The 23,930-nt window shown below is 61.8% G+C and carries 23 protein-coding genes; 14 read left to right on the top strand and 9 right to left on the bottom strand.

Annotated features, from left to right (window positions below):
* Nucleotides 1-21: 21 nt before the first annotated feature.
* A complete protein-coding gene (locus LHU53_RS05950; RefSeq protein ID WP_227331291.1) occupies nt 22-1,395 on the bottom strand; it encodes a sigma-54-dependent Fis family transcriptional regulator in 1,374 nt (457 codons plus the stop codon).
* A 236-nt stretch (nt 1,396-1,631) separates the two neighbouring features.
* Between LHU53_RS05950 and petA the strand changes: the two genes are divergently transcribed.
* The 9 genes from petA (at nt 1,632) to rlmD (ending at nt 10,354) form a co-directional block, all read left to right on the top strand.
* Complete coding sequence (petA, locus tag LHU53_RS05945) at nt 1,632-2,258, top strand: ubiquinol-cytochrome c reductase iron-sulfur subunit (RefSeq protein ID WP_227331289.1); 627 nt, start codon at nt 1,632-1,634, stop codon at nt 2,256-2,258.
* 233 nt (nt 2,259-2,491) lie between these two features.
* Nucleotides 2,492-3,133 carry a hypothetical protein gene (locus LHU53_RS05940; RefSeq protein WP_227331287.1) on the top strand — a complete coding sequence of 214 codons (642 nt, stop codon included), beginning with the start codon at nt 2,492-2,494 and terminating at the stop codon, nt 3,131-3,133.
* 10 nt (nt 3,134-3,143) lie between these two features.
* Nucleotides 3,144-4,589: a cytochrome c oxidase accessory protein CcoG gene (gene ccoG, locus LHU53_RS05935; protein ID WP_227331286.1), complete on the top strand. Its 1,446-nt coding sequence runs from the start codon at nt 3,144-3,146 to the stop codon at nt 4,587-4,589.
* Between the two features lie 47 nt (nt 4,590-4,636).
* Complete coding sequence (locus LHU53_RS05930; RefSeq protein ID WP_227331285.1) at nt 4,637-5,539, top strand: alpha/beta fold hydrolase; 903 nt, start codon at nt 4,637-4,639, stop codon at nt 5,537-5,539.
* Nucleotides 5,540-5,587: 48 nt separating this feature from the next.
* Nucleotides 5,588-6,382 (top strand): sulfite exporter TauE/SafE family protein, encoded by a 795-nt coding sequence (locus LHU53_RS05925; RefSeq protein WP_227331284.1) that lies wholly within the window; start codon nt 5,588-5,590, stop codon nt 6,380-6,382.
* A 40-nt stretch (nt 6,383-6,422) separates the two neighbouring features.
* Nucleotides 6,423-7,196 carry a 5'/3'-nucleotidase SurE gene (gene surE, locus LHU53_RS05920; protein WP_227331283.1) on the top strand — a complete coding sequence of 258 codons (774 nt, stop codon included), beginning with the start codon at nt 6,423-6,425 and terminating at the stop codon, nt 7,194-7,196.
* Nucleotides 7,196-7,978 (top strand): protein-L-isoaspartate(D-aspartate) O-methyltransferase, encoded by a 783-nt coding sequence (locus tag LHU53_RS05915; RefSeq protein WP_227331282.1) that lies wholly within the window; start codon nt 7,196-7,198, stop codon nt 7,976-7,978. The genes surE and LHU53_RS05915 overlap by 1 nt, the downstream gene beginning before the upstream one ends.
* Nucleotides 7,979-7,989: 11 nt before the next feature.
* A complete protein-coding gene (locus LHU53_RS05910; protein ID WP_227331280.1) occupies nt 7,990-8,856 on the top strand; it encodes a peptidoglycan DD-metalloendopeptidase family protein in 867 nt (288 codons plus the stop codon).
* A gap of 58 nt (nt 8,857-8,914) precedes the next feature.
* Nucleotides 8,915-10,354 carry a 23S rRNA (uracil(1939)-C(5))-methyltransferase RlmD gene (rlmD, locus tag LHU53_RS05905; protein WP_227331278.1) on the top strand — a complete coding sequence of 480 codons (1,440 nt, stop codon included), beginning with the start codon at nt 8,915-8,917 and terminating at the stop codon, nt 10,352-10,354.
* A 50-nt stretch (nt 10,355-10,404) separates the two neighbouring features.
* On the opposite strand, the gene LHU53_RS05900 is transcribed toward rlmD, so the two are convergent.
* From LHU53_RS05900 to LHU53_RS05870, 7 genes are all read right to left on the bottom strand, one after another.
* A complete protein-coding gene (locus tag LHU53_RS05900) occupies nt 10,405-10,770 on the bottom strand; it encodes a hypothetical protein (protein ID WP_227331277.1) in 366 nt (121 codons plus the stop codon).
* A gap of 102 nt (nt 10,771-10,872) precedes the next feature.
* A complete protein-coding gene (locus LHU53_RS05895; RefSeq protein WP_227331275.1) occupies nt 10,873-11,568 on the bottom strand; it encodes a Bax inhibitor-1 family protein in 696 nt (231 codons plus the stop codon).
* 136 nt (nt 11,569-11,704) lie between these two features.
* Nucleotides 11,705-13,222 (bottom strand): acetyl-CoA hydrolase/transferase family protein, encoded by a 1,518-nt coding sequence (locus LHU53_RS05890; RefSeq protein WP_227331273.1) that lies wholly within the window; start codon nt 13,220-13,222, stop codon nt 11,705-11,707.
* 169 nt (nt 13,223-13,391) lie between these two features.
* Nucleotides 13,392-14,816 carry an exonuclease domain-containing protein gene (locus LHU53_RS05885; RefSeq protein WP_227331272.1) on the bottom strand — a complete coding sequence of 475 codons (1,425 nt, stop codon included), beginning with the start codon at nt 14,814-14,816 and terminating at the stop codon, nt 13,392-13,394.
* 159 nt (nt 14,817-14,975) lie between these two features.
* Complete coding sequence (locus LHU53_RS05880; RefSeq protein ID WP_227331271.1) at nt 14,976-15,521, bottom strand: NUDIX hydrolase; 546 nt, start codon at nt 15,519-15,521, stop codon at nt 14,976-14,978.
* A gap of 50 nt (nt 15,522-15,571) precedes the next feature.
* Nucleotides 15,572-16,270, bottom strand: coding sequence for a fumarylacetoacetate hydrolase family protein (locus LHU53_RS05875; protein WP_227331270.1), 699 nt, complete (start codon nt 16,268-16,270; stop codon nt 15,572-15,574).
* Between the two features lie 69 nt (nt 16,271-16,339).
* Nucleotides 16,340-16,642 (bottom strand): antibiotic biosynthesis monooxygenase, encoded by a 303-nt coding sequence (locus LHU53_RS05870; protein WP_227331269.1) that lies wholly within the window; start codon nt 16,640-16,642, stop codon nt 16,340-16,342.
* 553 nt (nt 16,643-17,195) lie between these two features.
* On the opposite strand from LHU53_RS05870, the gene ycaO reads away from it, so the two are divergent.
* Together ycaO and pgeF are read left to right on the top strand one after the other, a co-directional pair.
* Nucleotides 17,196-18,923, top strand: a complete 1,728-nt coding sequence (gene ycaO / locus LHU53_RS05865; RefSeq protein ID WP_227331268.1) for a 30S ribosomal protein S12 methylthiotransferase accessory factor YcaO — start codon at nt 17,196-17,198, stop codon at nt 18,921-18,923.
* Nucleotides 18,910-19,683, top strand: a complete 774-nt coding sequence (gene pgeF / locus LHU53_RS05860) for a peptidoglycan editing factor PgeF (protein ID WP_227331267.1) — start codon at nt 18,910-18,912, stop codon at nt 19,681-19,683. Before ycaO ends, pgeF begins: the two co-directional genes overlap by 14 nt.
* On the opposite strand, the gene LHU53_RS05855 is transcribed toward pgeF, so the two are convergent.
* Entirely contained in the window at nt 19,612-19,902 is a 291-nt protein-coding gene (locus LHU53_RS05855) for a hypothetical protein (RefSeq protein ID WP_227331648.1), read from the bottom strand. The two genes, pgeF and LHU53_RS05855, sit on opposite strands and share 72 nt — an antisense overlap.
* Before the next feature lie 105 nt (nt 19,903-20,007).
* On the opposite strand from LHU53_RS05855, the gene phaC reads away from it, so the two are divergent.
* The 3 genes from phaC to phbB are packed head-to-tail and all read left to right on the top strand — an operon-like array spanning nt 20,008 to nt 23,741.
* Nucleotides 20,008-21,732 (top strand): class I poly(R)-hydroxyalkanoic acid synthase, encoded by a 1,725-nt coding sequence (phaC, locus tag LHU53_RS05850; protein ID WP_227331266.1) that lies wholly within the window; start codon nt 20,008-20,010, stop codon nt 21,730-21,732.
* Between the two features lie 44 nt (nt 21,733-21,776).
* Entirely contained in the window at nt 21,777-22,955 is a 1,179-nt protein-coding gene (locus tag LHU53_RS05845) for an acetyl-CoA C-acetyltransferase (RefSeq protein ID WP_227331265.1), read from the top strand.
* Between the two features lie 48 nt (nt 22,956-23,003).
* Nucleotides 23,004-23,741, top strand: coding sequence for an acetoacetyl-CoA reductase (gene phbB, locus LHU53_RS05840; RefSeq protein WP_227331264.1), 738 nt, complete (start codon nt 23,004-23,006; stop codon nt 23,739-23,741).
* Nucleotides 23,742-23,930: the final 189 nt, after the last annotated feature.

Here is a 23,930-nt window from a genome sequence, read left to right as displayed (position 1 = left end):
CTCACCGTCCCTTGGAAGGCGTCAGGGCGATGGCGTGTGTTGGAGGGTCTTGAGTTTGCGGTACAGCGAACGCTCGCTGATGCCCAGTTGGGCGGCCAGTTCGGCCCGGCTGCCGGTGTGGTGTTGGACCATGTCCAGCAGCGCGGCGCGCTCCACCGATTTCAGCGCCCCCGGCGACGCCATGGGCACCGCGGCGCCGGTTCCGGACAGGTGGCCGCCTGATGAACCGGCGATGGGGTTGGGCAAAGCGGTGCCCAGGCGCGGTCGTCGGCCAGACAGCAAGGCCTGTTCCACATGGGATGCTTCCAGCACATCGCCGTCACACAACAGCGCCGAGCGTTCCAGCAGGTTGCGCAGTTCACGCACATTGCCGGGGTAGTTCTGCCTGTTGAGCAAGGCCAGCGCGCTGTCACCGAGTGTGAGCTTGCGCGGCCCGGTCACCCGTTGCAGCAGGGCCTGCGCCAGCAGGGCAATGTCGTCGCGGCGCTCGCGCAGGGCGGGCAGGTGGATCGGGAAGGTGCTCAGCCGGTAATACAGGTCTTCGCGGAATTTGCCCTGGGCCACCATTTCGTCGAGGTTGCGGTGGGTGGCCGATACCACGCGGATGTCGGCGTGGCGCTGCTCGGAGCTGCCCACGCGCCGGTAGGTGCCGGTTTCCAGCAGACGCAACAGCTTCACCTGCATGGTCAGCGGGATGTCGCCCACCTCGTCCAGAAACAGCGTGCCGCCGCTGGCCGCTTCGACCAGCCCGGTGCGCGCGGTGTTGGCGCCGGTGAAGGCGCCACGCTCGTGGCCAAACAGTTCCGACTCAAACAGGTTCTCCGGCAAGCTGGAGCAGTCCACCGGCACCAGGGCGCGGGCGGCGCGCGGGCTGGCCTCATGCACGGCGCGTGCCACCAGCTCTTTGCCGGTGCCCGACTCACCCAGCAGCAGCACCGTGGCCATCGAGGGCGCCACCCGCGCCACCATGGTCAGCATCCGCTGGAAGGTGGCGCTTCGCCCAATCAGCCCCTGCGCCTTGGACTGGCCCTCTGCCACGCGCAGCGACTCCATTTTTTCGACGAAAAACGCCTGCTCGTCGTCGGCGTTGAGCAGCGGGGCCAGCTCGATGTTGACGTATTCCTCACCCTTGGCCGTGTGGTGCAGGTGTAACACACGCTCACGCTGGCCTGATTCGCGCGCCTTGACCAGCGGGCAAGATTCGCCCGACTGGTCACACGGCATGTTGAAGTGGTGCGACACCTCGTAACAGGTGCGCCCCACCACCCCGCGGTCGGGGCTGAACTGCCGCCGGTACGCCGCATTGGCCGCCAGGATGCGGTAGTGCGTGTCGAACAGGATGTGAGGCTCTGGCAGACCCTCCAGAAAAGACATGAGCTCGGGCAGCGGTTTCATCGTGGGCAAAAGGGGTGGTCAAGGTGACAGCAAGTGTATGCCAGGGCACTGCCAGTGTGTCATATTTGGCAGTTACCACCCTGATGGCATCTTTGAAACATCGGAAAATGTGGTCAAGTGCTTGAAATCAAACAGGTTTTGCTGATTTTCAGCATGGCACGTTTATTGATTGCACTTGGGGCATCACCACCACGCCGCTGTCGTGACCGGTTTTTTTTGAACTTCAGGAGAATGCCATGTCTGCCACCCCCACCTTCAACGCCCTGGCCGCCGATGCCAGCGATCACGATGCCGAGCGCCGCAACATGCTGATGCTGACCCTGGCCGCGGCCAGTGTTGGCACGGTGGCCACCGCGGTGCCCTTCGTCACCAGCTTTGCGCCCAGCGAGCGGGCGCTGGCCTCCGGCGCGGCTGTTGAGGCAGATATTTCGGACCTGGCCCCGGGCGCCATGAAAACCGTGGAGTGGCGCGGCAAGCCGGTGTGGGTGCTGCGCCGCACGCCCGAGGTGCTGGCCGACTTGCGCACGCTGGACAGCCAGCTGGTGGATCCCCAGTCCCAGGTGGCCAGCCAGCAACCGCCTTACGCCCAAAACGCCACCCGGTCCATCAAGCCCGAGTATCTGGTGGCCATTGGCATCTGCACCCACCTGGGTTGCTCGCCCAGTGCGGTGCCTGCGGGCACCGCCAACCCGAGTGTGGGCGACACCTGGAAAGGCGGTTTTTTCTGCCCTTGCCACGGGTCCACCTTTGACGCGGCTGGTCGGGTGTTCAAGAACAAACCGGCGCCGACCAACCTGGAAATCCCGCCGCACAAGTACTTGTCGGATGGTCGTGTGCTGATTGGTGAAGACGATCTAGCCTGACGGGGCCCAATCTGCCATTTGGGTATGCCAACGGCTGCCTGAATTGGCAGTCTGACACACGTTTTTGCGCCCTGGTGGCGCATTGTCATTTATAAGTCGTTGATTCTATTAGGCCAAAAGTTGGCCGGTGGCCTGGCATGTTTCTTGATCTATGTCTAGAAGATCGACACACACCGCCATGACCCAGCGCACCCTCATCACCCTGGTCCGTCGCCAAAGCCGAGGTACCTGAGATGTACTTCCGGATCCTGAACGACGAAGACAGCGGTGAATTCACCTACTTGCTGGCGGATCTGTCAGCGCGCGAGGCGGTGCTGATTGACCCCCACGGCCGCGATCTGCCGGTGTTGTCGGCCTTGTTGTCGGAGCGGGATTTGCGGCTGCGCTGGGTGCTGCGCACCCACCACCACGATGGCATCCAGGTGACAGAGCCGACATTGCTTGCGCGTCTGGGGGCACCGGTGGTTCAGGGGCGCGCCCATGGCGGCGCTGCTGAGCTTTGCGCAGACGGCGCGGTGTTGCCCTTTGGTGATGAACTGGTGCATGTGGTGGCCACACCTGGCCACACCGCCCATTGTTTGAGTTTTGCCTGGCGCGACCGGTTTTTTTGTGGCGGCCTGCTGGCGGTCACCGCCTGTCCGCATCAGGCGCAGCCTCAAGTCCCGGAGGTTCTATGGGATAGCGTGACCCGGAAAGTTTTTACACTACCCGACGAAACACTGCTGTTCGCCGGGCACGAAGAACGCGCGCGAGCGGTCAGCACGGTGCTGGAGCAACGGCGCTGGCACCCTTTTTTTTCGCGCCTGACCCGCGACGAGTTTCTGGCGCACATGGCTGCATGGGCCCAAGGCCATAGGCTCGCCCCCACTTTTTGAGGAATGACGAATGAATGCCGAGTTGAAAGATGTGAAAAAAGTGATCCCCATCACCCCGGTGGCATCTGAGGCCGAGCCAGAACTGGTGTCGCTGTACGCGGCGCATGAAAAAATTTACCCGCGCAGCGTCACGGGCGTGTTCACCAACTGGCGCTGGATCATGGTGTGGGTCACGCAGATCATCTTTTACGGTCTGCCCTGGGTGGAGTGGGGTCAGCGCCAGGCGGTGCTGTTTGACCTGGAGGTGCGCCGCTTCTACATCTTTGGCTTGGTGCTGTACCCGCAGGACTTCATTTACCTCACAGGCATGCTGATCATCTCTGCCTTGTCGCTGTTTCTGTTCACCGCGGTGGCCGGTCGGCTGTGGTGCGGTTATGCCTGCCCCCAGACGGTGTACACCGAAATCTTCTTGTGGATCGAGAAGCTGACCGAGGGCGATCGCTCGGCCCGCATGCGGCGTGACGGGGGCGCGATGACCGCCGAAAAATTCGGACGCAAAACCGCCAAGCACCTGATCTGGCTGCTGTTTGGCCTGTGGACCGGTTTCACTTTTGTCGGTTATTTCACCCCGATCCAGACCATGGTGAGCCAGGTGTCGACCCTGGACTTTGGCCCCTGGGAAACCTTTTGGGTGCTGTTTTACGGCTTTGCCACCTACGGCAATGCCGGTTTCATGCGCGAACAGGTGTGCAAACACATGTGTCCCTACGCCCGTTTCCAGAGTGTGATGTTTGACAAGGACACCTTGATCGTCACCTACGATGCCGAGCGCGGTGAGCCCCGCGGTGCGCGTTCCAAAAAGGCCGACCCGACCAAGCTCAACCTGGGGGCCTGTGTCGACTGCAGCCTGTGTGTGCAGGTTTGCCCGACCGGCATCGACATCCGAAATGGCTTGCAGTATGAGTGCATCGGCTGCGGCGCCTGTGCCGACGTGTGCGACACGGTGATGGACAAGGTGGGTTACCCGCGCGGTCTGGTCAAGTATTCGACCGAAAACGCCATGACCAACAAATGGACGCAAAAGCAGACGCTGCGCCATGTGTTTCGCCCGCGCATTCTGGTGTACACCAGCATCCTGATGGTCATTGTGCTGGCCACGTTGGTCAGCCTGGCCACCCGCACGCCGTTCAAGGTGGACGTGGTGCGTGACCGCGGCGTGATGGCGCGTATTGTGGAGGCAGGCAAGACCGAGAACGTGTACCGCCTGCAGGTGATGAATGCCACAGAAACCGACCAGCGTTACCGCTTCTCAGTGGCTGGATTGCCTGGCCTGGTGCTGACTTCCGAGGACACGGTGAGCGTGCGCTCGACCGAAGCGCGTACCGTGCCGATGCGGGTTCAGCTGCCATTTGAAGGGGCGCCGGGCGGGTCACATGAGATCCAGATCGTGATCGAGTCGCTGGACAGCCCGGGCAAGCTGGTCGAAAAGACCACCTTCCTGGTGCCAAAACAGTAAGCGCTTCATAGCCCGGTCCGTCTTGATGTGTTACCAGGGTTGAGTGGGTGCTGCTGACACTCGGTCTGGCCGGGCTGTCGGCCTGGGGCCTGCGGCTGGCCGTCAATGCGCTGATCCTCTTCGGGCTGCGGGCGCCTCGGGTGGCTTACGCCGGGTTGTCGTCGGGCGACTTCGGCGTGCCGCGTGAGGTGCGCCTGCCAACCCGCCATGACAAAGTGTTGACCGGCTGGTTTGCGGCAGCACCCGGCGCCCAGGCTGCGCCTGCCGTGGTGGTGATGCATGGCTGGGGCGCCAATGCCGGTCTGATGCAAGGCTGTTTGGCGCCCTTGCACGCGGCGGGTCTGGCCGTGTTGCTGCTGGATGCGCGCTGCCATGGCCGCAGTGACGGCGAGCCCTTCACCTCCTTGCCGCGTTTTGCGGAAGATATTGAAGCAGGTCTGGCCTGGCTGCGTCAGCAGCCCCAGGTGGACGCAAAACGGCTGGCGGTCATCGGTCATTCTGTGGGCGCGGGTGCGGCGCTGCTGGCGGCCACGCGCCACAACGAGGTCCGGGCGGTGGTCAGCATCAGTGCCTTTGCGCATCCGCATGAGGTGATGTTGCGTTACCTGACGAGTTTTCGCATTCCCTACCCGGTGCTGGGCTGGTATGTGCTGCGTCATGTGCAGCAGGTGATTGGCGCCCGGTTTGATGCCATTGCGCCGCTGCGTAGCATCAGCCAGGTCACTTGCCCGGTGCTGCTGGTGCATGGGCGTGAGGACGACAGGGTGCCTGTGAACGATGCCCGGCGGTTGCTGGCAGCCGGTCAGGCGGGGCGGGTCAGGCTGCTGGAGGTGGCCGGGCGGCATGATCTGAGTACCGCGCTGGACGCCCACCTGCCCGAGATCACCGGTTTTTTGCAGCAAGCGCTTCGCACAGGCGCATCCCATGCCAGCCCGCAGGTTTCTGCTTAACATGGCTGCCATCATGACAACAATGATCCCTCAGACATGGATGCTGTGATGCTCACCGCGCTTTTGGGCGTCCTGATTGGTTTGGTGCTGGCCTTCACCGGGGCGGGCGGCGGCATCCTGTCGGTTCCTGTGCTGGTGTTTGGGTTGCAGCTGTCGGTGCAGCAGGCGGCACCGATCGGTCTGGCGGCGGTGTTTGCCGCCTCGTTGCTGGGGGCGGTTCTGGGTTGGCGGGACGGCATCGTCAGGTACCGCGCTGCGGCCTTGATGGGCACGGCGGGCATGCTGATGGCGCCGGTCGGGTTTTTTCTGGCGCAGATCCTCCCCAATCAACCACTGACCGTGGCCTTTGCGCTGGTGATGTTGTATGCCGCCTGGCGCACCCTGTCGCAGGCTGGGGCAGCGGCAGCGACCCGGGCGCAGGCGCCTTGTGTTGTGAGTGCGGTGGACCAGCGGCTGACCTGGACACGTCCGTGTGCCCGGGTGCTCACGGGCACCGGCATGGGGGCGGGCCTGCTGAGCGGTTTGTTGGGGGTCGGGGGTGGCTTTGTGATTGTGCCGGCCCTGACGCGGTACACCGACTTGACCGTGCGCAGTGTGCAGGCCACCTCGCTGGCGGTGATGGCGCTGGTGTCGCTCAGCGGCGTGGCGTCCGCTGCCTGGCACGGTGCCTTGGACTGGGGCATTGTGCGGCCTTTTGCGGCCGGTGCGGTGGTGGCGCTGTTGGCTGGGCGGTTGGTGGCCAGCAAGCTGCCACCCCAACATTTGCAGCAGGCGTTTGCGTGGTTCAGCGTCGCCGTGGCGCTGTTGATGCTGGCACGCGTTGCGGGTCTGGTGTCGGCCTGAGGGGGACCCTTACAATAAATTCAGACCAAAGGTAACCCCCATGAGAATATTGATATCAAACGACGATGGTTATCAGGCGCCCGGTGTGGTGGCGCTGTATGAGGCGCTCAGAGAGATTGCAGACGTTGAGGTGGTGGCGCCGGAGCAGAACAACAGCGCCAAGTCCAACGCGTTGACGTTGCATTCACCGCTGTATGTCCAGCGGGCGGTCAATGGCTTTCGGTACGTCAACGGCACACCGGCCGACTGTGTGCACATTGCCCTGACCGGCTTGCTGGACTACCGCCCCGATCTGGTGGTGTCAGGCATCAACAACGGCGCCAACATGGGCGACGACACCATTTACTCGGGCACGGTGGGTGCGGCGATGGAAGGGTATTTGTTTGGTATCCCGTCGATCGCGTTTTCCCAGGTTCAGCGGGATTGGTTGCATCTGGACGCCGCAGCGCACAAGGCGCGTGAGCTGGTGTTGCAGATGTCCCAACAAAATCTTTTGGGCAGCGGCGCCTGGTTGCTCAACGTCAACATTCCGAACCTGCCGGTCGATCAAATGGGGCACGTCAAGCTCTGCCGTCTGGGACGGCGCCACGCCGCGGAGCCGGTCATCACCCAGCAGAATCCACGTAACGAGACGATGTACTGGATTGGTGCCGCCGGTCCGGCCAAAGATGATGCCGATGGCACCGACTTTCATGCCACAGCGCAGGGGCACATCGCGATCACCCCGCTCAAGGTGGACCTGACCGACCACGACAACCTGGGCTACTGGGCGCAGACAGCAGCGCGTTTGTCCTCCGGCATGGGCGCGCGTTGATGGCGGAACGTCACACCACCAGTGTCAAACCCCGCCCGGGGTTTCCGGCCCGTCTGGGGCCGAATCCAGCACCCAAACCCCTGACGCCCGTGCTGCGGCATGGCACCCCCCACGCACCGGCGGGTCTGGGCATGGATTCGAGTGCGGTGCGGCGCAGTATGGTGACCAAACTGGCCCAGCAGGGGATTGCAGATCAGCAGGTGCTGTCGGCCATGGGTTCGGTGGAGCGACACCGGTTTGTTGACTCAGCCTTGGTCAACCAGGCCTATGAGGACACCAGCCTGCCTATCGGCCTGGGCCAGACCATCTCCAAGCCGGGTGTGGTGTCGCGCATGTTGGAACTGTTGCGCCAGGGCACGGCGGGGCGACTGGGGCGGGTGCTGGAAATCGGTACCGGTTGTGGTTATCAGGCCGCCGTTTTGAGCCATTTGTGCACCGAGGTGTACTCGATCGAGCGGCTGCGCGGTTTGCATGACAAGGCGCGGGACAACTTGCGACACCTGCGGCTGGCCAATGTGCATCTGCTGTTTGGCGACGGCATGGCCGGTTATGCCCGGGGTGCACCGTATGCCGGCATCATTGCGGCAGCCGGCGGCGAGGCCATCCCCGCGTGCTGGCTGGAGCAGCTTGCCGTTGGGGGCCGGTTGGTCGCGCCGGTGGCAGCGGGCGCCCACAGCCCCGGGCGCCAGGCGCTGATGGTTGTCGACAAGACAGCACAAGGCTTTCGCCACACGGTCATGGAAGCCGTTCATTTCGTCCCCTTAAAATCGGGCGTTGCTTGACAGGGATATTTATGACACGTTTGTTTCGTCGATGGGGTTTGGGGCTGGGCATCACCGTGGTTGCACTGGTGTTGTCTGGCTGTACCTCGACATCACTCAACCGCGCGCCAGTGGAAGATCGGGTGTCAACGTCGGGCGTTTCTGCGGGTAAGTCGCCAGCAGACTTGGCTGCCATCAAACAACCCCCAGGTTTTGAGAATGCAGGCAAGCCCGGCTACTACACCGTGAAGCCGGGCGACACCCTGCTGCGGATTTCGCTGGAACACGGGCAGTCGACCCAGGACCTCACACGCTGGAACCAACTCGACAACCCCAACCGCATCGAAGTGGGTCAGGTGCTGCGGATCATTCCCCCGGCGGGCGGCGAGGTGGTGGTCAAACCGATTGGGCGCCCGCAAGTGGTGGCAACACCCGCGGCTTCAGCAGCTTCGTCGGCAGCCTCGGCAGCAGCTGAAGCACCGGCAGTGCCTGCCTCCGCGGCGCCCGTGGCCAAGACGCTGGCACCAGAGGATGACCTCAACTGGATCTGGCCAGCCAATGGGGCGGTGCTGGCTGGTTTTGACGACGTCAAAAACAAGGGCCTCGACATCGGTGGCAAAGCCGGTGACGCCGTGCTGGCCGCCGCGGATGGCCGGGTGGTGTATGTGGGCGCCGGGTTGCGCGGCTACGGCAACCTGATCATCCTGAAGCACAACAACGTGTTCCTGACCGCTTACGCCCACAACCAGACCTTGCTGGTGAAAGAAGACCAGTCCGTGCTCAAGGGGCAAAAGATCGCCGAGATGGGCAGCAGCGATGCCGACCGTGTCAAGCTCCATTTTGAGGTTCGCCGCCAGGGCAAACCGGTCGACCCTGCCAAATACCTGCCTGCGCGCTAACCGGTGCCCCCGACGCGTTCGGGGTTGACGCCTCCCGTGATTTCATTGCCTTCCTCTCATGACTGAACCCACCCAACCAGCAGCGGCTGCTGCTTTCCCTGACCATTGGCTGCACGTTGAATCGCTGGACCTCGACGCCCAGGGCGTGGCGCACAAGGCCGACGGCAAGGTGGTGTTTATTGAAGGGGGGCTGCCTTTCGAGTGGGTCAGCGCCAATATCAACCGTCACAAAAACAACTGGGAGCAGGGCACGCTCACCCAGATTCACCGCGCCTCATCGCAGCGCGTCGAGCCGGGGTGCCCGCACTTCGGGTTGCACACCGGCGCCTGTGGCGGCTGCAAGATGCAGCATCTGCACGCCAGCGCCCAGGTGGCTGTCAAACAACGCGCGCTGGAGGACAACCTGTGGCATTTGGGCAAGGTCAAGCCGGACCAGATCCTGCGTCCGATTGAGGGCGCGAGCTGGGGCTACCGGTACCGCGCCCGCCTGTCGGTGCGGCATGTGCGCAAAAAAGGCACCGTGCTGATCGGTTTTCATGAACGTAAAAGCCGCTACGTGGCCGACATGGGGGTCTGTCCGGTGCTGCTGCCGCAAGTCAGTGCCATGTTGATGCCCTTGCGCCAGTTGATGTTGTCCCTGGATGCGGTGGAAACCTGCCCACAGATTGAGCTGGCGGCTGGCGACGAGGTGATCGCCCTGGTGCTGCGGCATCTGGAGCCCCTGAGTGAGGCCGATCTGGCGCGGCTGCGCGCGTTTGCGGCAGCGCATCCGCCGGTGCAATGGTGGCTGCAAAGCAAAGGACCAGAAACCGTTTGCTTGTTGGATGAAGGGGTGCCGGTGTTGTCCTACGGCTTGCCCGAATTTGGCATCACCATGCCGTTCAAACCGACCGATTTCACCCAGGTCAACCCGGAGATCAACCGGGTGCTGGTGTCGCGTGCGCTGCGTCTGCTGGACGCACAAAAAGGCGAGCGGGTGATCGACTGGTTTTGCGGTCTGGGCAACTTCACCCTGCCTATTGCGACCCGGGCCGGTGAGGTGGTGGGCATCGAAGGCAGCGACACCCTGGTGGCGCGTGCGCGTGAGAACTTCGAGTCCAATCGCACCCTGAATGCTGGGACACGAGGCTTGTGTGACACAACATTCGTCGCGCGCAACTTGTTTGAAATGACCCCTGAGATGTTGGTCCATGACGGTGTGGCCGACAAATGGCTGGTGGACCCACCACGCGAGGGTGCGTTTGCAATGGCGCGCTCACTGGCTGAGTTGCATCAACAAAAGTTGGGTGCGTCTGAGCTGCCCGCCACCCCTGGCGCCAGTGACTGGACACCGCCCAAGCGCATTGTGTATGTGAGTTGCAACCCGTCCACCCTGGCCCGTGACGCCGGTTTGCTGGTGCACCAGGCCGGTTACCGTTGTTCGGCTGCGGGTGTGGTGAACATGTTTCCGCACACGGCGCATGTGGAGAGCATGGCGGTGTTTGACCTGGACGAGTAACGCATCCGAACGGGCGTTGACCGCCACTCACCCCCAGGGCCGCCCAAGCGTCAACGCGCCGCTGCTTTGGCTTTGGGTTCGGCTTCTTCGACGACTTCTTCCGCTGGGGCTGCAGGGGCAGCACCTGGCGGTGCAATCTCGGCGCGCTGACCTTCCAGTTTGTTTTCGCGCATGTAGGCGTCCATTTCCAGCCAGCCCGCATAGATGGCGGCCTTGTTGACGCCCTTGTTCAGCGCGTAGCAGTCTTCAATCCCGCGCAGGCCATTGCGGCAGGCGGCACCGATGGCCTTGGCATCGGCTTCGCGTTGTGCGATTCGGGGATCAGGCCCCAGGCCCAGCAAGTCGCAGGCAGACAGCAGCACGGCTACGGCGAGAAGCAGCCAATGTCTGGACAGGGAAGGGCGTTTGAAGGGCATACAGGGACCTCGAATTATGCTTTTGATTCCAACACGCTGCTGCTGCCGCTAAGCATAAAAAAAGGCCCGATTGGGCCTTTTTTTCGGGGACTAAGCAGTGACTCAGTCGCGCTCGCCGCCCATGATGCCCAACAGGGCCAGCAAACTCTGGAACACGTTGATGATGTCCAGGTACAGCGCCAGCGTGGCGCTGATGTAGTTGGTTTCGCCGCCGTCCACAATGCGCTTCAGGTCATACAACATGAAGGCACTGAAGACGCCGATGGCCATCACGGACAGGGCCATCATGCCGGCGGTGGAGCCCACGAACACGTTGATGATGCCCCCCACCAAAATCGCCAGCGCGCCCACAAAGAGCCACTTGCCCATACCGGAGAGGTCACGTTTGATGACGCTGGACAGGCTGGCCATCAGGAAAAACACGCCCGCCGTGCCGCCAAACGCGGTCATGATCAGGTCAGGGCCATTCTTGAAGCCGAGCACCATCGCGATCATGCGCGACAACATCAAGCCCATGAAAAACGTGAACGCCAGCAGCACCGGCACACCGGCGGCGGTGTTCTTGGTCTTTTCAATGGCAAAGATGAAGCCGAACGCGCCGCCCAGGAACAGGATCAGGCCCAGGCCGCCACCCAATGACTGGGTGATGCCGGTGGCAACACCCAACCAGGCGCCCAAAACGGTGGGCACCAGACTGAGCGCGAGCAACCAATAGGTGTTGCGCAGGACTTTGTTGCGCTGCGCCGCACCCGTGCCCAGGCCGTAGCTGCGGTCAATAGACTCAATGTGATCGGACATGGCTAGCCTCCTATGCTGTCGAAGAAAAAGTTGAAAACGACCTAAGTTTAAAGTGAGCGCGGCGATGACTGGCACCGTGCGGGTGCCAAGCTCCTACTTTTCGTGAGGAAACATGTCACCCCAACACGGGCAGACCTCACTCGGTGGTTTCCATCACCCGCAGTGCCGTTTCCTGCCAGGTGAGGGCTTCGCTCATCAGGTGCGGCGTGTGTTTGCCGGGGGATTCGCGCAGGGCCCGCTCGTAGTATTCGGTGAGGGCCGGGCGGTAGTCCGGGTGGGCGCAGTTGGCAATGATCAGGCGGGCGCGCTGTTTGGGCGACAGGCCGCGCAGGTCAGCCAGACCCTGTTCGGTGACGAGAATTTGCACGTCGTGTTCGGTATGGTCCACGTGCGACACCATCGGCACGATGCATGACAAGGCACCGTTTTTGGCGGTGGAGGGCGTCACAAAAAACGACAAAAACGCGTTGCGGGCAAAGTCGCCCGAGCCACCAATGCCGTTCATGACACTGGTGCCCTTGATATGGGTGGAGTTGACGTTGCCGTAAATGTCGGCCTCGATCATCGCGTTCATGGCGATAACGCCCAGGCGGCGCACCACTTCGGGGTGGTTGCTGATCTCTTGCGGGCGCAGCACGATGCGTTTGCTGTAAAACTCGATGTTGTCGTTGAAATCTTTCAGCGCTTCAGGGCTGAACGACAACGCGGTGGCGCTGGCCGAGGTGAGCTTGCCTGAACGCAGCATGTCGAGCATGCCGTCTTGCAGCACCTCGGTGTAGGCGGTCATGTTCTCGAATGGGCCTTTGTTGAGGCCAGCCAGCACCGCGTTGGCGATGTTGCCGACGCCCGATTGCAGCGGCAGCAAATCGGCGGGCAAACGCCCGGCCTTGACCTCCAGGCCCAAAAAGTTGATCACATGGTCGGCAATGCGCTGCGAGGTTTCGTCCGGCGCCGTGAACGGGGTGTTGCGGTCGGGCTGGTTGGTTTCCACCACCGCAATGACCTTGCTCAGGTCACAACGCAGGTAGGCCTCACCAATGCGGCCATTGGCGCGCACCAGCGGAATTGGCTGGCGGTCTGGCGGCAGCTGGGTGCCGTAATAGATGTCGTGCATGCCCTCCAGGCCCATGTTTTGCATCGAATTCACTTCGAGGATGATCTTGTCGGCCTGGTCGATCCAGGTCTTGTTGTTGCCCACGGAGGATGACGGAATCAGGCGACCGTCCGGCAGGATGCCGGTCACTTCGACCACCGCCACATCCAGATGGCCCAAGAAGCCGAACCAGACCAGCTGGGCCACATGTGACAGGTGCAGGTCGGTGTATTGTGTTTGCCCGGCGTTGATCTGTTTGCGAACGGTCGGGTCGGACTGGTAGGGCAGTCGCATCTCGATGCCGTTGGCTTCGGCCAGCACGCCGTCGAGTTCAGGCGCGGTGGAGGCGCCGGTCCACAGACCGATGCGAAAGTCTTCACCTGCGGCGTGGGCGGCTTTCATGCGCCTGGCCAGCGCCCCCGGAATCAGCTTGGGGTGCCCCGAACCGGTAAAGCCACTCATGCCCACGTTGGCGCCCGCCGGGATCAACGCGGCGGCGGCGTCGGCCGACATGATTTTGGATTTCAGGAGGGGGTTGCTCACGCGATCGGCACGTAACATGGCTTGTGACTCGGAATAGTTGAGGGCTAGGCAGGGTTCAGCCGACGGCCAAACTTTGTGATCTTACCCGCAGCCAACCAGCTAGTACGGGTTAACCCTGGTTTTTAAAGCGACCTTCTGGTAGGAATAACGACGGGTGAAACAGCTGGATCGCTTGGTTTTCAAAGGGTTAGCGGCCGCTTGGGTGTGACGGTTTCAGCGGCACCACCGAGGTGCCTGGTTTGCCCGGCGGTGTCAGGTATTTCAGTGCCAACCGGTAACTGTCCAGGTCAAACGCCAGCACCTCGGCGCGGCTTTGCAGCGTCTCCAGCAAGGCCTCGTCACTGCGGACCGTGGCCAGATGGCACCACTGGTCAAAGACATGGATGTCGGCTTGGCCGGTGCGCGGGTTGTGTTCACGCAGGCCCACCGGTCCGGCAAAGGGCCAGACGCGCAGCTTGTCGGCCACCAACGCCATTTGCAGCCGCAGGTGGTGCCGCTCGGGGGCTTCTTCGCCGCAACACACGCCTTTGCAATGCCCGATCTGGTGCGCAAAACAGCGGCCTTTGCCCGACTCCAGCCCCAAGGCCTGCAGGCACAGGCCGTGGGCGTCGGCCAACTCGCGCAGGTGGCTGATGGCCTGGTTTTTGGAGCGGTACGGGCCGTACAGGTTGCCAAACTGCTGCGGTGACAGTTCTGCGCCGCGCACCAAGGTGAGCAGCGGGCGCGCGCCGGGGTTGGCCTCCAGCCGCCAGGCGCACAAGGTGCTTTCGCGGCGCAGTTGGCGGTTGTGCAGCGGTTGGTGTTTTTTCACCAGCCGCGCTTCGAGCAGCAGGGCACCCAGTTCGCCGGCCGTTTCCACCCATTCGATGCGGCGGATTTCTTGCGCGATGCGCATCTCGCGCGGCTCTCGGCTGGCGGCAGAGAAGTGCGACATGACCCGGCTGCGCAGCTTGACACTTTTGCCCACGTAGAGTGGCAGGGTGCTTTCACCGTAAAAGATGTAGACGCCCGGGCCGTCGGGGATATCGGCCACGTTGGTGTCGAGTTGTGGTGGCAAGGCGGCGCTGCCTTGCAAGAGCACCAGAGCCTGTTGTCGCAGGTGTTCGGCACCCAACTGTTGGGCGACCTGTGCCAGCCAGGTCTGCATGACCTGCACATCACCCATGGCGCGGTGGCGCGACGCGGTGGTGATGCCGTGGCGCTGCATGATGGCGTCCAGCCCGTGGCCCTTGACACCGGGGTACAGCAGGCGCGACAGGCGCACCGTGCACAGCGTTTTGGTGCGTAAGGTCACACCCATGCGGGCAAATTCGTTGAGCAAAAAGCCGTGGTCAAACCGCACGTTGTGCGCCACCAGCACGGCGCCGTCCAGCAGGCTCAGCAGTTGGTGGCCAACGGCGTCAAAACCCGGTGCGTCGGCCACCAACTGGTTGCTGATGCCGGTGAGCTGTTCGATGAAGCCGGAAATGGGAACACCGGGGTTGACCAGCGTGCTCCAGCGCGCCACTTCCACGCCGTTTTCAACCCGCACGGCAGCGATCTCGGTGATGCGATCACGCACCGCGTTGCCGCCGGTGGTTTCCAGGTCAAGCAGGACGTAGCAGGGCAGCATGGAGGTTCAAAAAGAAGAGCTGCTTACCCAAACTGGATAAGGATGAGGGCCAGAAATTATCAACAAAACATCAGTGCCAGCCAGGCCGGGTCGTCCAAGATGCTGGTGACAAAAAAGTCGGCCATGCGATACAAGCTGATGACCACGGTGGCCTGCAGCTCAGGTGATATCAAAGACATGGGTGGCAAACCGGCCTTGGCGTCGGTCGGCAAAAAAGCGCTTCAGGGTTTCGGCCACGGTGCGAAAAGCGATCTCGTCCCACGGCACCTGGTCCTCGGAAAACAGGCGCGCTTCGATGGTCTCAAACCCGGGGTCGAATTGGTCGCTGAGTAGCCGGGCACGGTAAAACAGGTGAACCTGACCCACGCGGGCGATGTTCACCAGCGAGAAAAATTCACCCAGTTCGAACTGCGCACCAGCCTCCTCCAGCGTTTCGCGGGCGGCGCCCTCGGCCACGGTTTCGTTGAGCTCCATGAAGCCCGCGGGCAGGGTCCACTTGCCGTATCGCGGCTCGATGTTGCGTTTGCACAGCAGCACCTTGTCTTCCCAGACCGGGATGGTGCCGACCACGTTCAGCGGGTTTTCGTAATGCACCGTATGGCAGACCGTGCACACCGCGCGCTGTTTGGTGTCGCCATCATCGGGGAGCCGGTACACCACGGCCTGGCCGCAGTTTTTACAGTGTTGGATGGGGGGGCGATGCATGCAGCCAGTGTAATTTGAAACTGTCAGCCCACGGCCAGCTTGCCAGCCAATCAGACCACCTGGCAGCAGATGGGCGACAGCCCGGTGATGGTGCCGTGCAACACGTCGCCCTGCGTTACCGCGCCAACACCGGCGGGCGTGCCGGTGTAAATCAGGTCGCCGGGCTGCAGTTCCCAGGCAGTCGACAGTTGCGCGATGGTCTCGGCTACACGCCAGATCAACTGATCTGTCTGGCCGTGTTGGCGCGGTGTGCCGTTCACGCTCAGGTCAATCTCTGCAGCGTGGATGCCGGGCACCGCGGCCGTGGGTGTGATCAGGCCGATCGGCGCGGAATGGTCAAACCCTTTGGCGATGCACCACGGACGCCCCTGCTTTTTCATGTCGTTTTGCAGGTCGCGCCGGGTCATGTCCAGCCCCACGGCGTAGCCGAAGATGTGCTGCAAAGCTTGATCCCCGGGAATGTTTTTGCCGCCCGTGCCGATGGCCACCACCAGCTCCACCTCGTGGTGCAGGTTGCCAGTCAGGCTGGGGTAGGGCAGTGGCGTGGTCTGGCCGGGCAGGCAAACCACCACCGCGTCAGCGGGTTTCATGAAGAAAAACGGCGGCTCGCGGTCGGTGTGACCCATCTCGCGGGCGTGCTCTTCGTAGTTGCGAGCCACACAATAAATGCGGCGCACCGGGAACTGCGCCTCGGTGCCGACCACGGGAATCTGGACAACGGGTGCGGGCGTGAAAACGAAATGGGTCATGAAGGCGCTTTCGGGCAAAGTGGAGATTCAGGGCGTTGCGTCGGCGGCGTTTGGGCGCCCGTCTGGGTGTCAAGCAGATTTGGCCACCAGGTCAAAGTGCTGCACCACCGGTGGGCTGGCAAAAAACGGCCCGACGATGGCGCGCCACTCACCAAACGCTGGTGATTCGCGAAAGCCCACGGTGTGGTCTTCGAGCGTGGTCCAGAAGATTTGCAGCACGTAGCGGTCTGGGTTTTCAATGCAGCGGTTCACCTTGAAACCCTCAAAACCCTTGGCTTTGGCAATGACCGTGGTCAGCCCGCGCTGGATGGCTTCTTCAAAGGCGGCGTTGTGTTGGGGGTGGATCAGGATGTCGGCGAGTTCGAGGATCATGGGCGCTTTCGGGTGAGGTGGCTGCAGGGTATAGCGAATGATATCTGGGCGAGATGGCGGGCCGCGCCCTTGCTTCAGCCCTTTGGTCAGGCCTGGGCTGGGGTCAATACTGCGCAAGCACCAGCAAGATGTGGGTCCGGGGTGATTTGACGCTGCTTGCCCAATCAGCCGGGCGATACGCTTTGCTACGTGTCCCCCGCCCGCTGCGCGGGCTCCTCCTTTACCTCCGCAAATCGTATCACCCGACTGATTCGACGTCGTTGTTGGTCGGCTGGAAGGGAAGATTCATGTTCAGCCCGCTCTGACCACGCTGCCAACCCAAGCGAGTGGTTTTGCGAGAACGGTACAACCCCAGAGCTGCCAGGTGCGGTGATTGGGTGATGTGACCGGGCTTCGGGGTGAAAGGCGCGCGTCCACCGTCGCGGGCGTTATGAAACATGCGTTTCGCGTGTGTTTTCACCCCGAAACCGCATGCGCATGATCCAGTCGCCGTGCCGTGTTTGATATGAAGCCTTGATTCGAGAGAGCGAAGTGGGGCTGTTATCCTCCCCACATGCACAACACCACCTTTATCCCCGGCAAAGACGCCGCGCTCGAATCCACCATCACCACGCTGCAAGGCAAGCTGCAGCACCTGGGCTTTCACATTGAAGAGCGCAGCTGGCTCAACCCGGTGGACGGCATCTGGTCGGTACACATCCGCGACCGCGACTGCCCGCTGCTGTTCACCAACGGCAAGGGCGCCAGCCGCCTGGCTTGCCTGGCCAGCGCCCTTGGCGAGTTTTTTGAACGATTGTCCACCAACTACTTCTGGACGCATTTCTACTTAGGGCCGGATGTGGCCAACCGTGACTTTGTGTTTTACCCGCAAGAGCGCTGGTTTGCCCTGCCCGAAGACGGCAGCTGGCCCGCCACGCTGCTGACGCCCGAACTGCAGGCGCTTTACAACCCGCAAGGTGATGTGGAGGCGCAGAGCCTGGTTGATTTCAACTCCGGCAATGATGAGCGGGGCATCTGCGCTATCCCCTACACGCGTGAGCGCGATGGCGCCATCGTCTATTTCCCGGTCAACATCATCGGCAACCTGTATGTCAGCAATGGCATGTCGGCCGGCAACACGCAAATGGAAGCGCGCACCCAGGCGCTTTCCGAGATTTTTGAGCGATCCATCAAGGCGCGCATCATCAGCGAGGGCATTTGCCTGCCCGATGTGCCTGAAGAAGTGATTGCCCGTTACCCGCGTATTGCCAAGGGCATCGCCGCGTTGCGTGAGGCCGGTTTTGGCATTCTGGTGAAAGACGCCTCGTTGGGTGGCCAGTACCCGGTGATGAATGTGACCCTGCTTAACCCGCAGGACCAGGGCTGTTTTGCCAGCTTTGGCGCCCACCCGCGTTTTGAGGTGGCGCTGGAACGCGCGCTCACCGAGTTGCTGCAAGGCCGCGCGCTTGATGCCTTGTCGGGCTTTCCGGCGCCGGGCTTCGATCTGGACGAAACCGCCAGCTCTACCAACATCGAGATCCATTTTGTCGACTCCAGCGGGGTGATCCACTGGAAGTTTCTGGGCAACCAGCCTGATTTTGAGTTTGCCGACTGGAACTTCAGCAGCACCACCGCTGAGGACTACGCCTGGTGTGTGCAGCGCTTACATGCCGACGGCCATGACATCTATGTGGCCGACTTCACCCACCTGGGCGTGTACGCCTGCCGCATCCTGGTGCCGGGCCTGTCCGAGATTTACCCGATTGACGACCTGGAATTCGAGAACAACAGCATCGCCAACCCGATCCGCGAAGCCATCCTGAACCTGAGCGACCTGGACGACGAAGAGTGTGCCGACTTGTTGGAAACCCTCAACGAATCCAACCTGGCCGACCACCGCCCGGTGCCTGCGCTGATTGGCCTGGCGGCTGACGCTGGCTCGTTCTGGGCCGACCTGCGTCTGGGTGAGCTCAAAACCCTGCTGGCGCTGGCCGTGGGTGACGAGGCTGCCACGTTAGAGGGTTGTGAGTGGATCCTGAACTTTGACCAGCTCAACCCGCAGCGAAAACCAATTTATGCCTGTATCCAGAACCTGATCCACTTGGCCGACATGGGCGACAGTGGTCCGTACCTGGATGCCTTGTCGTTGCTCTACGGCGCGGGCCCCTTAGCGCAGGCGCACGCCCTCATCATGCAGGAAGACCGTTTCATGGGTCTGAGCGCGCCGGGCCTGGCACTCGTTGGCTGCGAAATGCACCACCAGTTGCTCAAAGCCTATGACAAGGTGCATGCCGCCCACTGACTGGCTGACGCCTGACTGGCCCGCGCCAGCTGGGGTGCACGCCGTCTGCACCACACGTGCGGGCGGTCTGTCATCCGCGCCGTATGACAGTTTGAACCTGGGTGACCACGTCGGTGATGATCCGGCAAACGTAGCGGCCAACCGGATCATTTTTCAACAAACCATTGGCGCAAAGCCCGTCTTTTTGAACCAGGTGCATGGCACGGCCGTGCTGCAACTGGATGCCACCACCCCGCACGCCAGCGTGGCGGATGCCTGCCTGACGGATCAGCCGGGTCTGGCCTGCACCATCATGGTGGCGGATTGTTTGCCGGTGTTGTTCACCACCCTTGACGGCTGCTGGGTCGCCGCCGCCCACGCGGGGTGGCGCGGTCTGGCGGGGCCGCATGGCGTGGGTATTCTGGAGGCGACCTGCCAACGTTTGCGGGCGCAGCAGACGGGCGTGACGTCAGAGATCATGGCCTGGCTAGGCCCGTGCATCGGCCCGCAAGCGTTTGAGGTGGGTGATGAGGTGCGCGCTGCGTTTGTGGCACACGACGCGCAGGCCGCGCAGATGTTTGCCCCGTTGCATCCGGGTAAATGGCTGGCCCATCTTGCGGGCCTGGCGCGGCAGCGTCTGGGCCAACTGGGCATCCGGCGGGTGTTTGGCAATGACGGCAGCCCAGACTGGTGCACCGTCACACAAGGCTCACGTTTCTTTTCGCACCGCCGCGACCGTGTCAGTGGTCGGCAGGCGGTCAGCATCTGGCGCGACGCCTGAAATCGCGGCCTGCGCCGCCGCCAGCTCGGCCTGCTCCCTGGCTTTGTTGGCGCGTTTGCGCGCTGGTGTGCCCATCACGTACACCACCAGGCCGATGGGCAGCAGCCCGTACAACACGAAGGTGATGATGGCACCCAGCACGGTGCCGTTGCTGGCGGTGGCCTCCGCCACAGCCATCATCAAAGCCACATAAAGCCAGGCAATAGGAACGATATACATGATCTGGCGGTAAAAACGGGTGAAATATTTGTTTGTCAGTTTTTCGAAGACATTCGTCCAGCATACTAGCGATTTGACATTTATCAGGCTGAAAAAGGGTAATCCATGAAAGATGACGCACAGCAACAGTGGCTGCAAAACGCACAGCAATTCCAGCAAACCATGACCGACACGTGGACCAACGCGTTCGCTTCGTTCAAGAACATGGACTTGGGCCAGGCTGGCGCCAAACTGATGGCGCCCACGGTCAAGCCGCCAAATATCTCTTTTTCGCCTGAAAAAATGCAGGAGTTGCAGCAGCAGTTCATCAAAGATGCCACCGAGTTGTGGAACAACAGCCTCAATGGCGGCCATCAGCTCAAAGACCGCCGCTTTTCCGACCCGGCCTGGGCGGCCAACCCGGTTGCAGCCTTCACTGCGGCGGCCTATTTGCTGAATGCCAAAACGCTGGCGCAAATGGCTGAAGCCGTCGAGACCGACGACAAAACCCGCGCCCGCATCCGCTTCACGGTCGAGCAGCTCACCGCTGCGGCGGCTCCCAGCAATTTCCTGGCCCTGAATGCCGAAGCGCAGAAGAAGGCTTTGGACACCAAAGGTGAGAGCATCACCAAGGGCCTGCAAAACCTGCTCAAAGACATGCAACAAGGTCACATCTCGATGACCGATGAGAGCTTGTTCCATGTTGGCAAAAACGTGGCCACCACTGAAGGCGCGGTGGTGTTCGAGAACGAATTTTTCCAGTTGATTGAGTACAAGCCGCTGACCGAGAAGGTGTTTGAGAAGCCCTTCCTGCTGGTGCCGCCCAGCATCAACAAGTTTTACATCCTCGACCTGCAGCCTGAGAACTCGGTGGTCCGGTATGCCGTGGCGCAGGGTCACCACACCTTCCTGGTGAGCTGGCGCAATCCGGACAAATCCCTGGCCAAGGCCACCTGGGACGACTACATTGAAAAAGCCGTCATCAAGGCAATCACCGTCACGCAAGAAATTTCCGGCTCCAAAACCATCAACGCCTTGGGTTTTTGCGTGGGCGGCACCATGCTCGGTACCGCCCTGGCGGTGCTGGCGGCACGTGGCGAAAAGCCGGTGGCCAGTGCCACCTTCCTGACCTCGATGCTCGACTTCTCCGACACCGGCGTGCTGGACCTGTTCATTGACGAAGGGTTCGTGAGCTACCGTGAGCAGGAAATGGGCAAAGGTGGCCTGATGAAGGGCAGCGACCTGGCCAGCACCTTCAGCTTTTTGCGCCCCAACGACCTGGTCTGGAACTACGTGGTGGGCAACTACCTCAAGGGCGAAACGCCGCCGCCGTTTGACCTGCTGTACTGGAACAGCGACAGCACCAACCTGCCGGGCCCGTTTTACGCCTGGTACCTGCGCAACACCTACCTGGAAAACAACCTCACCAAACCTGGCAAAGCCACGGTGTGCGGTGAAAAGATCGACCTGAACCTGGTGGACATCCCTGTCTACATCTACGGCTCGCGTGAAGACCACATCGTGCCGATCAACGGCGCCTACGCTTCCACGCAGTACCTGCCGGGCAAGAAGCGGTTTGTCATGGGGGCTTCCGGCCACATTGCCGGCGTGATCAACCCGCCCGCCAAGAAAAAGCGTTGCTACTGGGTGCGTGAAGACGGCAAGCTGCCAGCCACCCACGACCAGTGGATGGAAGGCGCCGTGGAGCATCCGGGCAGCTGGTGGACCGACTGGTCGACCTGGCTGGCATCGCAGGCTGGCAAGGAAATCCCCGCCCCCAAGACCTATGGCAAGGGCAAACACAAGGTGATTGAACCCGCACCGGGCCGCTACGTTTTGGCCAAGGCGTGAACGTTTTTAGATTCTCTTTGTTTAGATAGAACTCAGGAAAGCACATGGAAGACATCGTTATCGTTTCAGCGGCGCGCACCGCCGTGGGCAAGTTTGGTGGATCGCTGGCCAAGGTTGCCGCCACCGAGTTGGGCAGCATCGTGATTCGGGAAGTCATGGCGCGTGCCAAGCTGACCCCCGACCAGATCGGTGAAGTCATCATGGGCCAGGTATTGGCGGCAGGCTGCGGTCAAAACCCGGCGCGCCAAGCGACCCTCAAGGCTGGTCTGTCCCAAGAAACACCGGCTTTGACCATCAATGCCGTGTGTGGCTCGGGCCTGAAATCGGTCATGCTCGCCGCGCAGGCCGTGGCCTGGGGCGACAGTGACATCGTGATCGCCGGTGGTCAGGAAAACATGAGCGCCAGCCCGCATGTGCTGGGTGGCAGCCGCGACGGCCAGCGCATGGGTGACTGGAAGATGGTCGACTCGATGATTGTGGACGGCCTGTGGGACGTGTACAACAACTACCACATGGGCATCACCGCCGAGAACGTGGCCAAAGCCTGCGGCATCACGCGCGACATGCAAGACGCGCTGGCGCTGGGCAGCCAGCAAAAAGCGGCTGCCGCGCAAGACGCCGGCAAGTTCAAGGACGAAATCGCCAGCGTGAGCATCCCGCAGCGCAAGGGCGACCCGGTGGTGTTCAACGTCGATGAGTTTTTGAACCGCAAATCCAACGCCGAAGCGCTGGCTGGCCTGCGCCCTGCCTTTGACAAGGCGGGCACGGTCACGGCCGGTAATGCCTCGGGCATCAACGATGGCGCTGCGGCTGTGGTTGTGATGACCGCCAAGAAGGCGGCGGCTCTGGGCCTGACACCGCTGGCACGTATTGCTGCGTTTGGCACCAGCGGTCTTGACCCAGCTCAGATGGGTCTGGGTCCGGTGCCGGCCTCGCGCAAGGCGCTCGCGCGTGCTGGCTGGAAGGTGCAGGATGTGGATCTGTTTGAACTCAACGAAGCCTTCGCGGCGCAAGCCTGTGCGGTGAACCAGCAGCTTGACGTGGACCCGGCCAAGGTCAACGTCAACGGTGGTGCGATTGCCATCGGCCACCCGATTGGTGCGTCTGGCTGCCGTATTCTGGTCACGCTGCTGCACGAGATGCAGCGCCGTGACGCCAAAAAGGGCCTGGCTGCGCTGTGTATCGGCGGCGGCATGGGGGTTTCCCTTGCACTGGAGCGCTGATTTCGCATCTATCATCACCATTCGATAATTCACGTCAAGGAGACAACGATGGGTCAAAAAGTAGCATATGTGACAGGCGGCATGGGTGGCATTGGTACCGCCATTTGCCAGCGACTTAGCAAAGAAGGTTTCAAGGTCATCGCTGGCTGCGGCCCCACGCGTGACTACGCCAAGTGGCTGGCCGAACAGGCTGCACTGGGCTACACCTTCTACGCCTCGGCGGGTAACGTGGGCGACTGGGACTCCACCGTGGCTGCTTTCACCAAGTCCAAGGCTGAACACGGCAGCATTGACCTGCTGGTCAACAACGCCGGCATCACGCGTGACCGCATGTTCCTGAAGATGACCCGTGAAGACTGGGACGCTGTGATCGAGACCAACCTCAACTCCATGTTCAACGTCACCAAACAGGTGGTGGGTGACATGGTGGAAAAGGGCTGGGGACGCATCATCAACATCAGCAGCGTGAATGGTGTCAAGGGTCAGGCTGGCCAGACCAACTACTCGGCCGCCAAGGCCGGTATGCACGGCTTTTCGATGGCATTGGCGCAGGAACTGGCCAACAAAGGTGTCACGGTCAACACAGTGAGCCCGGGCTACATCGGCACCGACATGGTCAAAGCCATCCGTCAGGAAGTGCTCGACAAGATCATCGCCACCGTGCCGGTCAAACGTCTGGGTGAGCCAAGTGAAATCGCCTCCATCATCGCCTGGCTGGCGTCAGATGAAGGTGGCTACGCCACTGGGGCGGAGTTCTCGGTGAACGGCGGCTTGCACATGGGCTGATGGCGACGGGTACGTCACCAGACAAATAAAAAAAGCCCGCTTCACGCGGGCTTTTTTGTTGGGTCTGACCCGTCCTGCCAGAAGTTGACACATTTGCCGTCAAGAAAGGGCAGGTGTGATGGATACAGGAGTGAAGCGCACACAGCGCGACTACACGTTGGCTTTTAAGCTGTCGGTGGTGGAGCAAGT

This window comes from Rhodoferax sp. U2-2l (assembly GCF_020594515.1).
GTDB lineage: Bacteria > Pseudomonadota > Gammaproteobacteria > Burkholderiales > Burkholderiaceae_C > Rhodoferax.
Note: the sequence above shows the minus strand (reverse complement) of the source record. Positions and strands in the feature narration are given on the sequence as shown.

Excerpts from the sequence above, each read along its gene's own strand:
- LHU53_RS05950 (WP_227331291.1), bottom strand. The coding sequence starts at position 1,395 with ATGAAACCGCTGCCCGAGCTCATGTCTTTTCTGGAGGGTCTGCCAGAG.
- petA (WP_227331289.1), top strand. The coding sequence starts at position 1,632 with ATGTCTGCCACCCCCACCTTCAACGCCCTGGCCGCCGATGCCAGCGAT.
- LHU53_RS05940 (WP_227331287.1), top strand. The coding sequence starts at position 2,492 with ATGTACTTCCGGATCCTGAACGACGAAGACAGCGGTGAATTCACCTAC.
- ccoG (WP_227331286.1), top strand. The coding sequence starts at position 3,144 with ATGAATGCCGAGTTGAAAGATGTGAAAAAAGTGATCCCCATCACCCCG.
- LHU53_RS05925 (WP_227331284.1), top strand. The coding sequence starts at position 5,588 with ATGCTCACCGCGCTTTTGGGCGTCCTGATTGGTTTGGTGCTGGCCTTC.
- surE (WP_227331283.1), top strand. The coding sequence starts at position 6,423 with ATGAGAATATTGATATCAAACGACGATGGTTATCAGGCGCCCGGTGTG.
- LHU53_RS05915 (WP_227331282.1), top strand. The coding sequence starts at position 7,196 with ATGGCGGAACGTCACACCACCAGTGTCAAACCCCGCCCGGGGTTTCCG.
- LHU53_RS05910 (WP_227331280.1), top strand. The coding sequence starts at position 7,990 with ATGACACGTTTGTTTCGTCGATGGGGTTTGGGGCTGGGCATCACCGTG.
- rlmD (WP_227331278.1), top strand. The coding sequence starts at position 8,915 with ATGACTGAACCCACCCAACCAGCAGCGGCTGCTGCTTTCCCTGACCAT.
- LHU53_RS05900 (WP_227331277.1), bottom strand. The coding sequence starts at position 10,770 with ATGCCCTTCAAACGCCCTTCCCTGTCCAGACATTGGCTGCTTCTCGCC.
- LHU53_RS05895 (WP_227331275.1), bottom strand. The coding sequence starts at position 11,568 with ATGTCCGATCACATTGAGTCTATTGACCGCAGCTACGGCCTGGGCACG.
- LHU53_RS05890 (WP_227331273.1), bottom strand. The coding sequence starts at position 13,222 with ATGTTACGTGCCGATCGCGTGAGCAACCCCCTCCTGAAATCCAAAATC.
- LHU53_RS05885 (WP_227331272.1), bottom strand. The coding sequence starts at position 14,816 with ATGCTGCCCTGCTACGTCCTGCTTGACCTGGAAACCACCGGCGGCAAC.
- LHU53_RS05880 (WP_227331271.1), bottom strand. The coding sequence starts at position 15,521 with ATGCATCGCCCCCCCATCCAACACTGTAAAAACTGCGGCCAGGCCGTG.
- LHU53_RS05875 (WP_227331270.1), bottom strand. The coding sequence starts at position 16,270 with ATGACCCATTTCGTTTTCACGCCCGCACCCGTTGTCCAGATTCCCGTG.
- LHU53_RS05870 (WP_227331269.1), bottom strand. The coding sequence starts at position 16,642 with ATGATCCTCGAACTCGCCGACATCCTGATCCACCCCCAACACAACGCC.
- ycaO (WP_227331268.1), top strand. The coding sequence starts at position 17,196 with ATGCACAACACCACCTTTATCCCCGGCAAAGACGCCGCGCTCGAATCC.
- pgeF (WP_227331267.1), top strand. The coding sequence starts at position 18,910 with ATGCCGCCCACTGACTGGCTGACGCCTGACTGGCCCGCGCCAGCTGGG.
- LHU53_RS05855 (WP_227331648.1), bottom strand. The coding sequence starts at position 19,902 with ATGTATATCGTTCCTATTGCCTGGCTTTATGTGGCTTTGATGATGGCT.
- phaC (WP_227331266.1), top strand. The coding sequence starts at position 20,008 with ATGAAAGATGACGCACAGCAACAGTGGCTGCAAAACGCACAGCAATTC.
- LHU53_RS05845 (WP_227331265.1), top strand. The coding sequence starts at position 21,777 with ATGGAAGACATCGTTATCGTTTCAGCGGCGCGCACCGCCGTGGGCAAG.
- phbB (WP_227331264.1), top strand. The coding sequence starts at position 23,004 with ATGGGTCAAAAAGTAGCATATGTGACAGGCGGCATGGGTGGCATTGGT.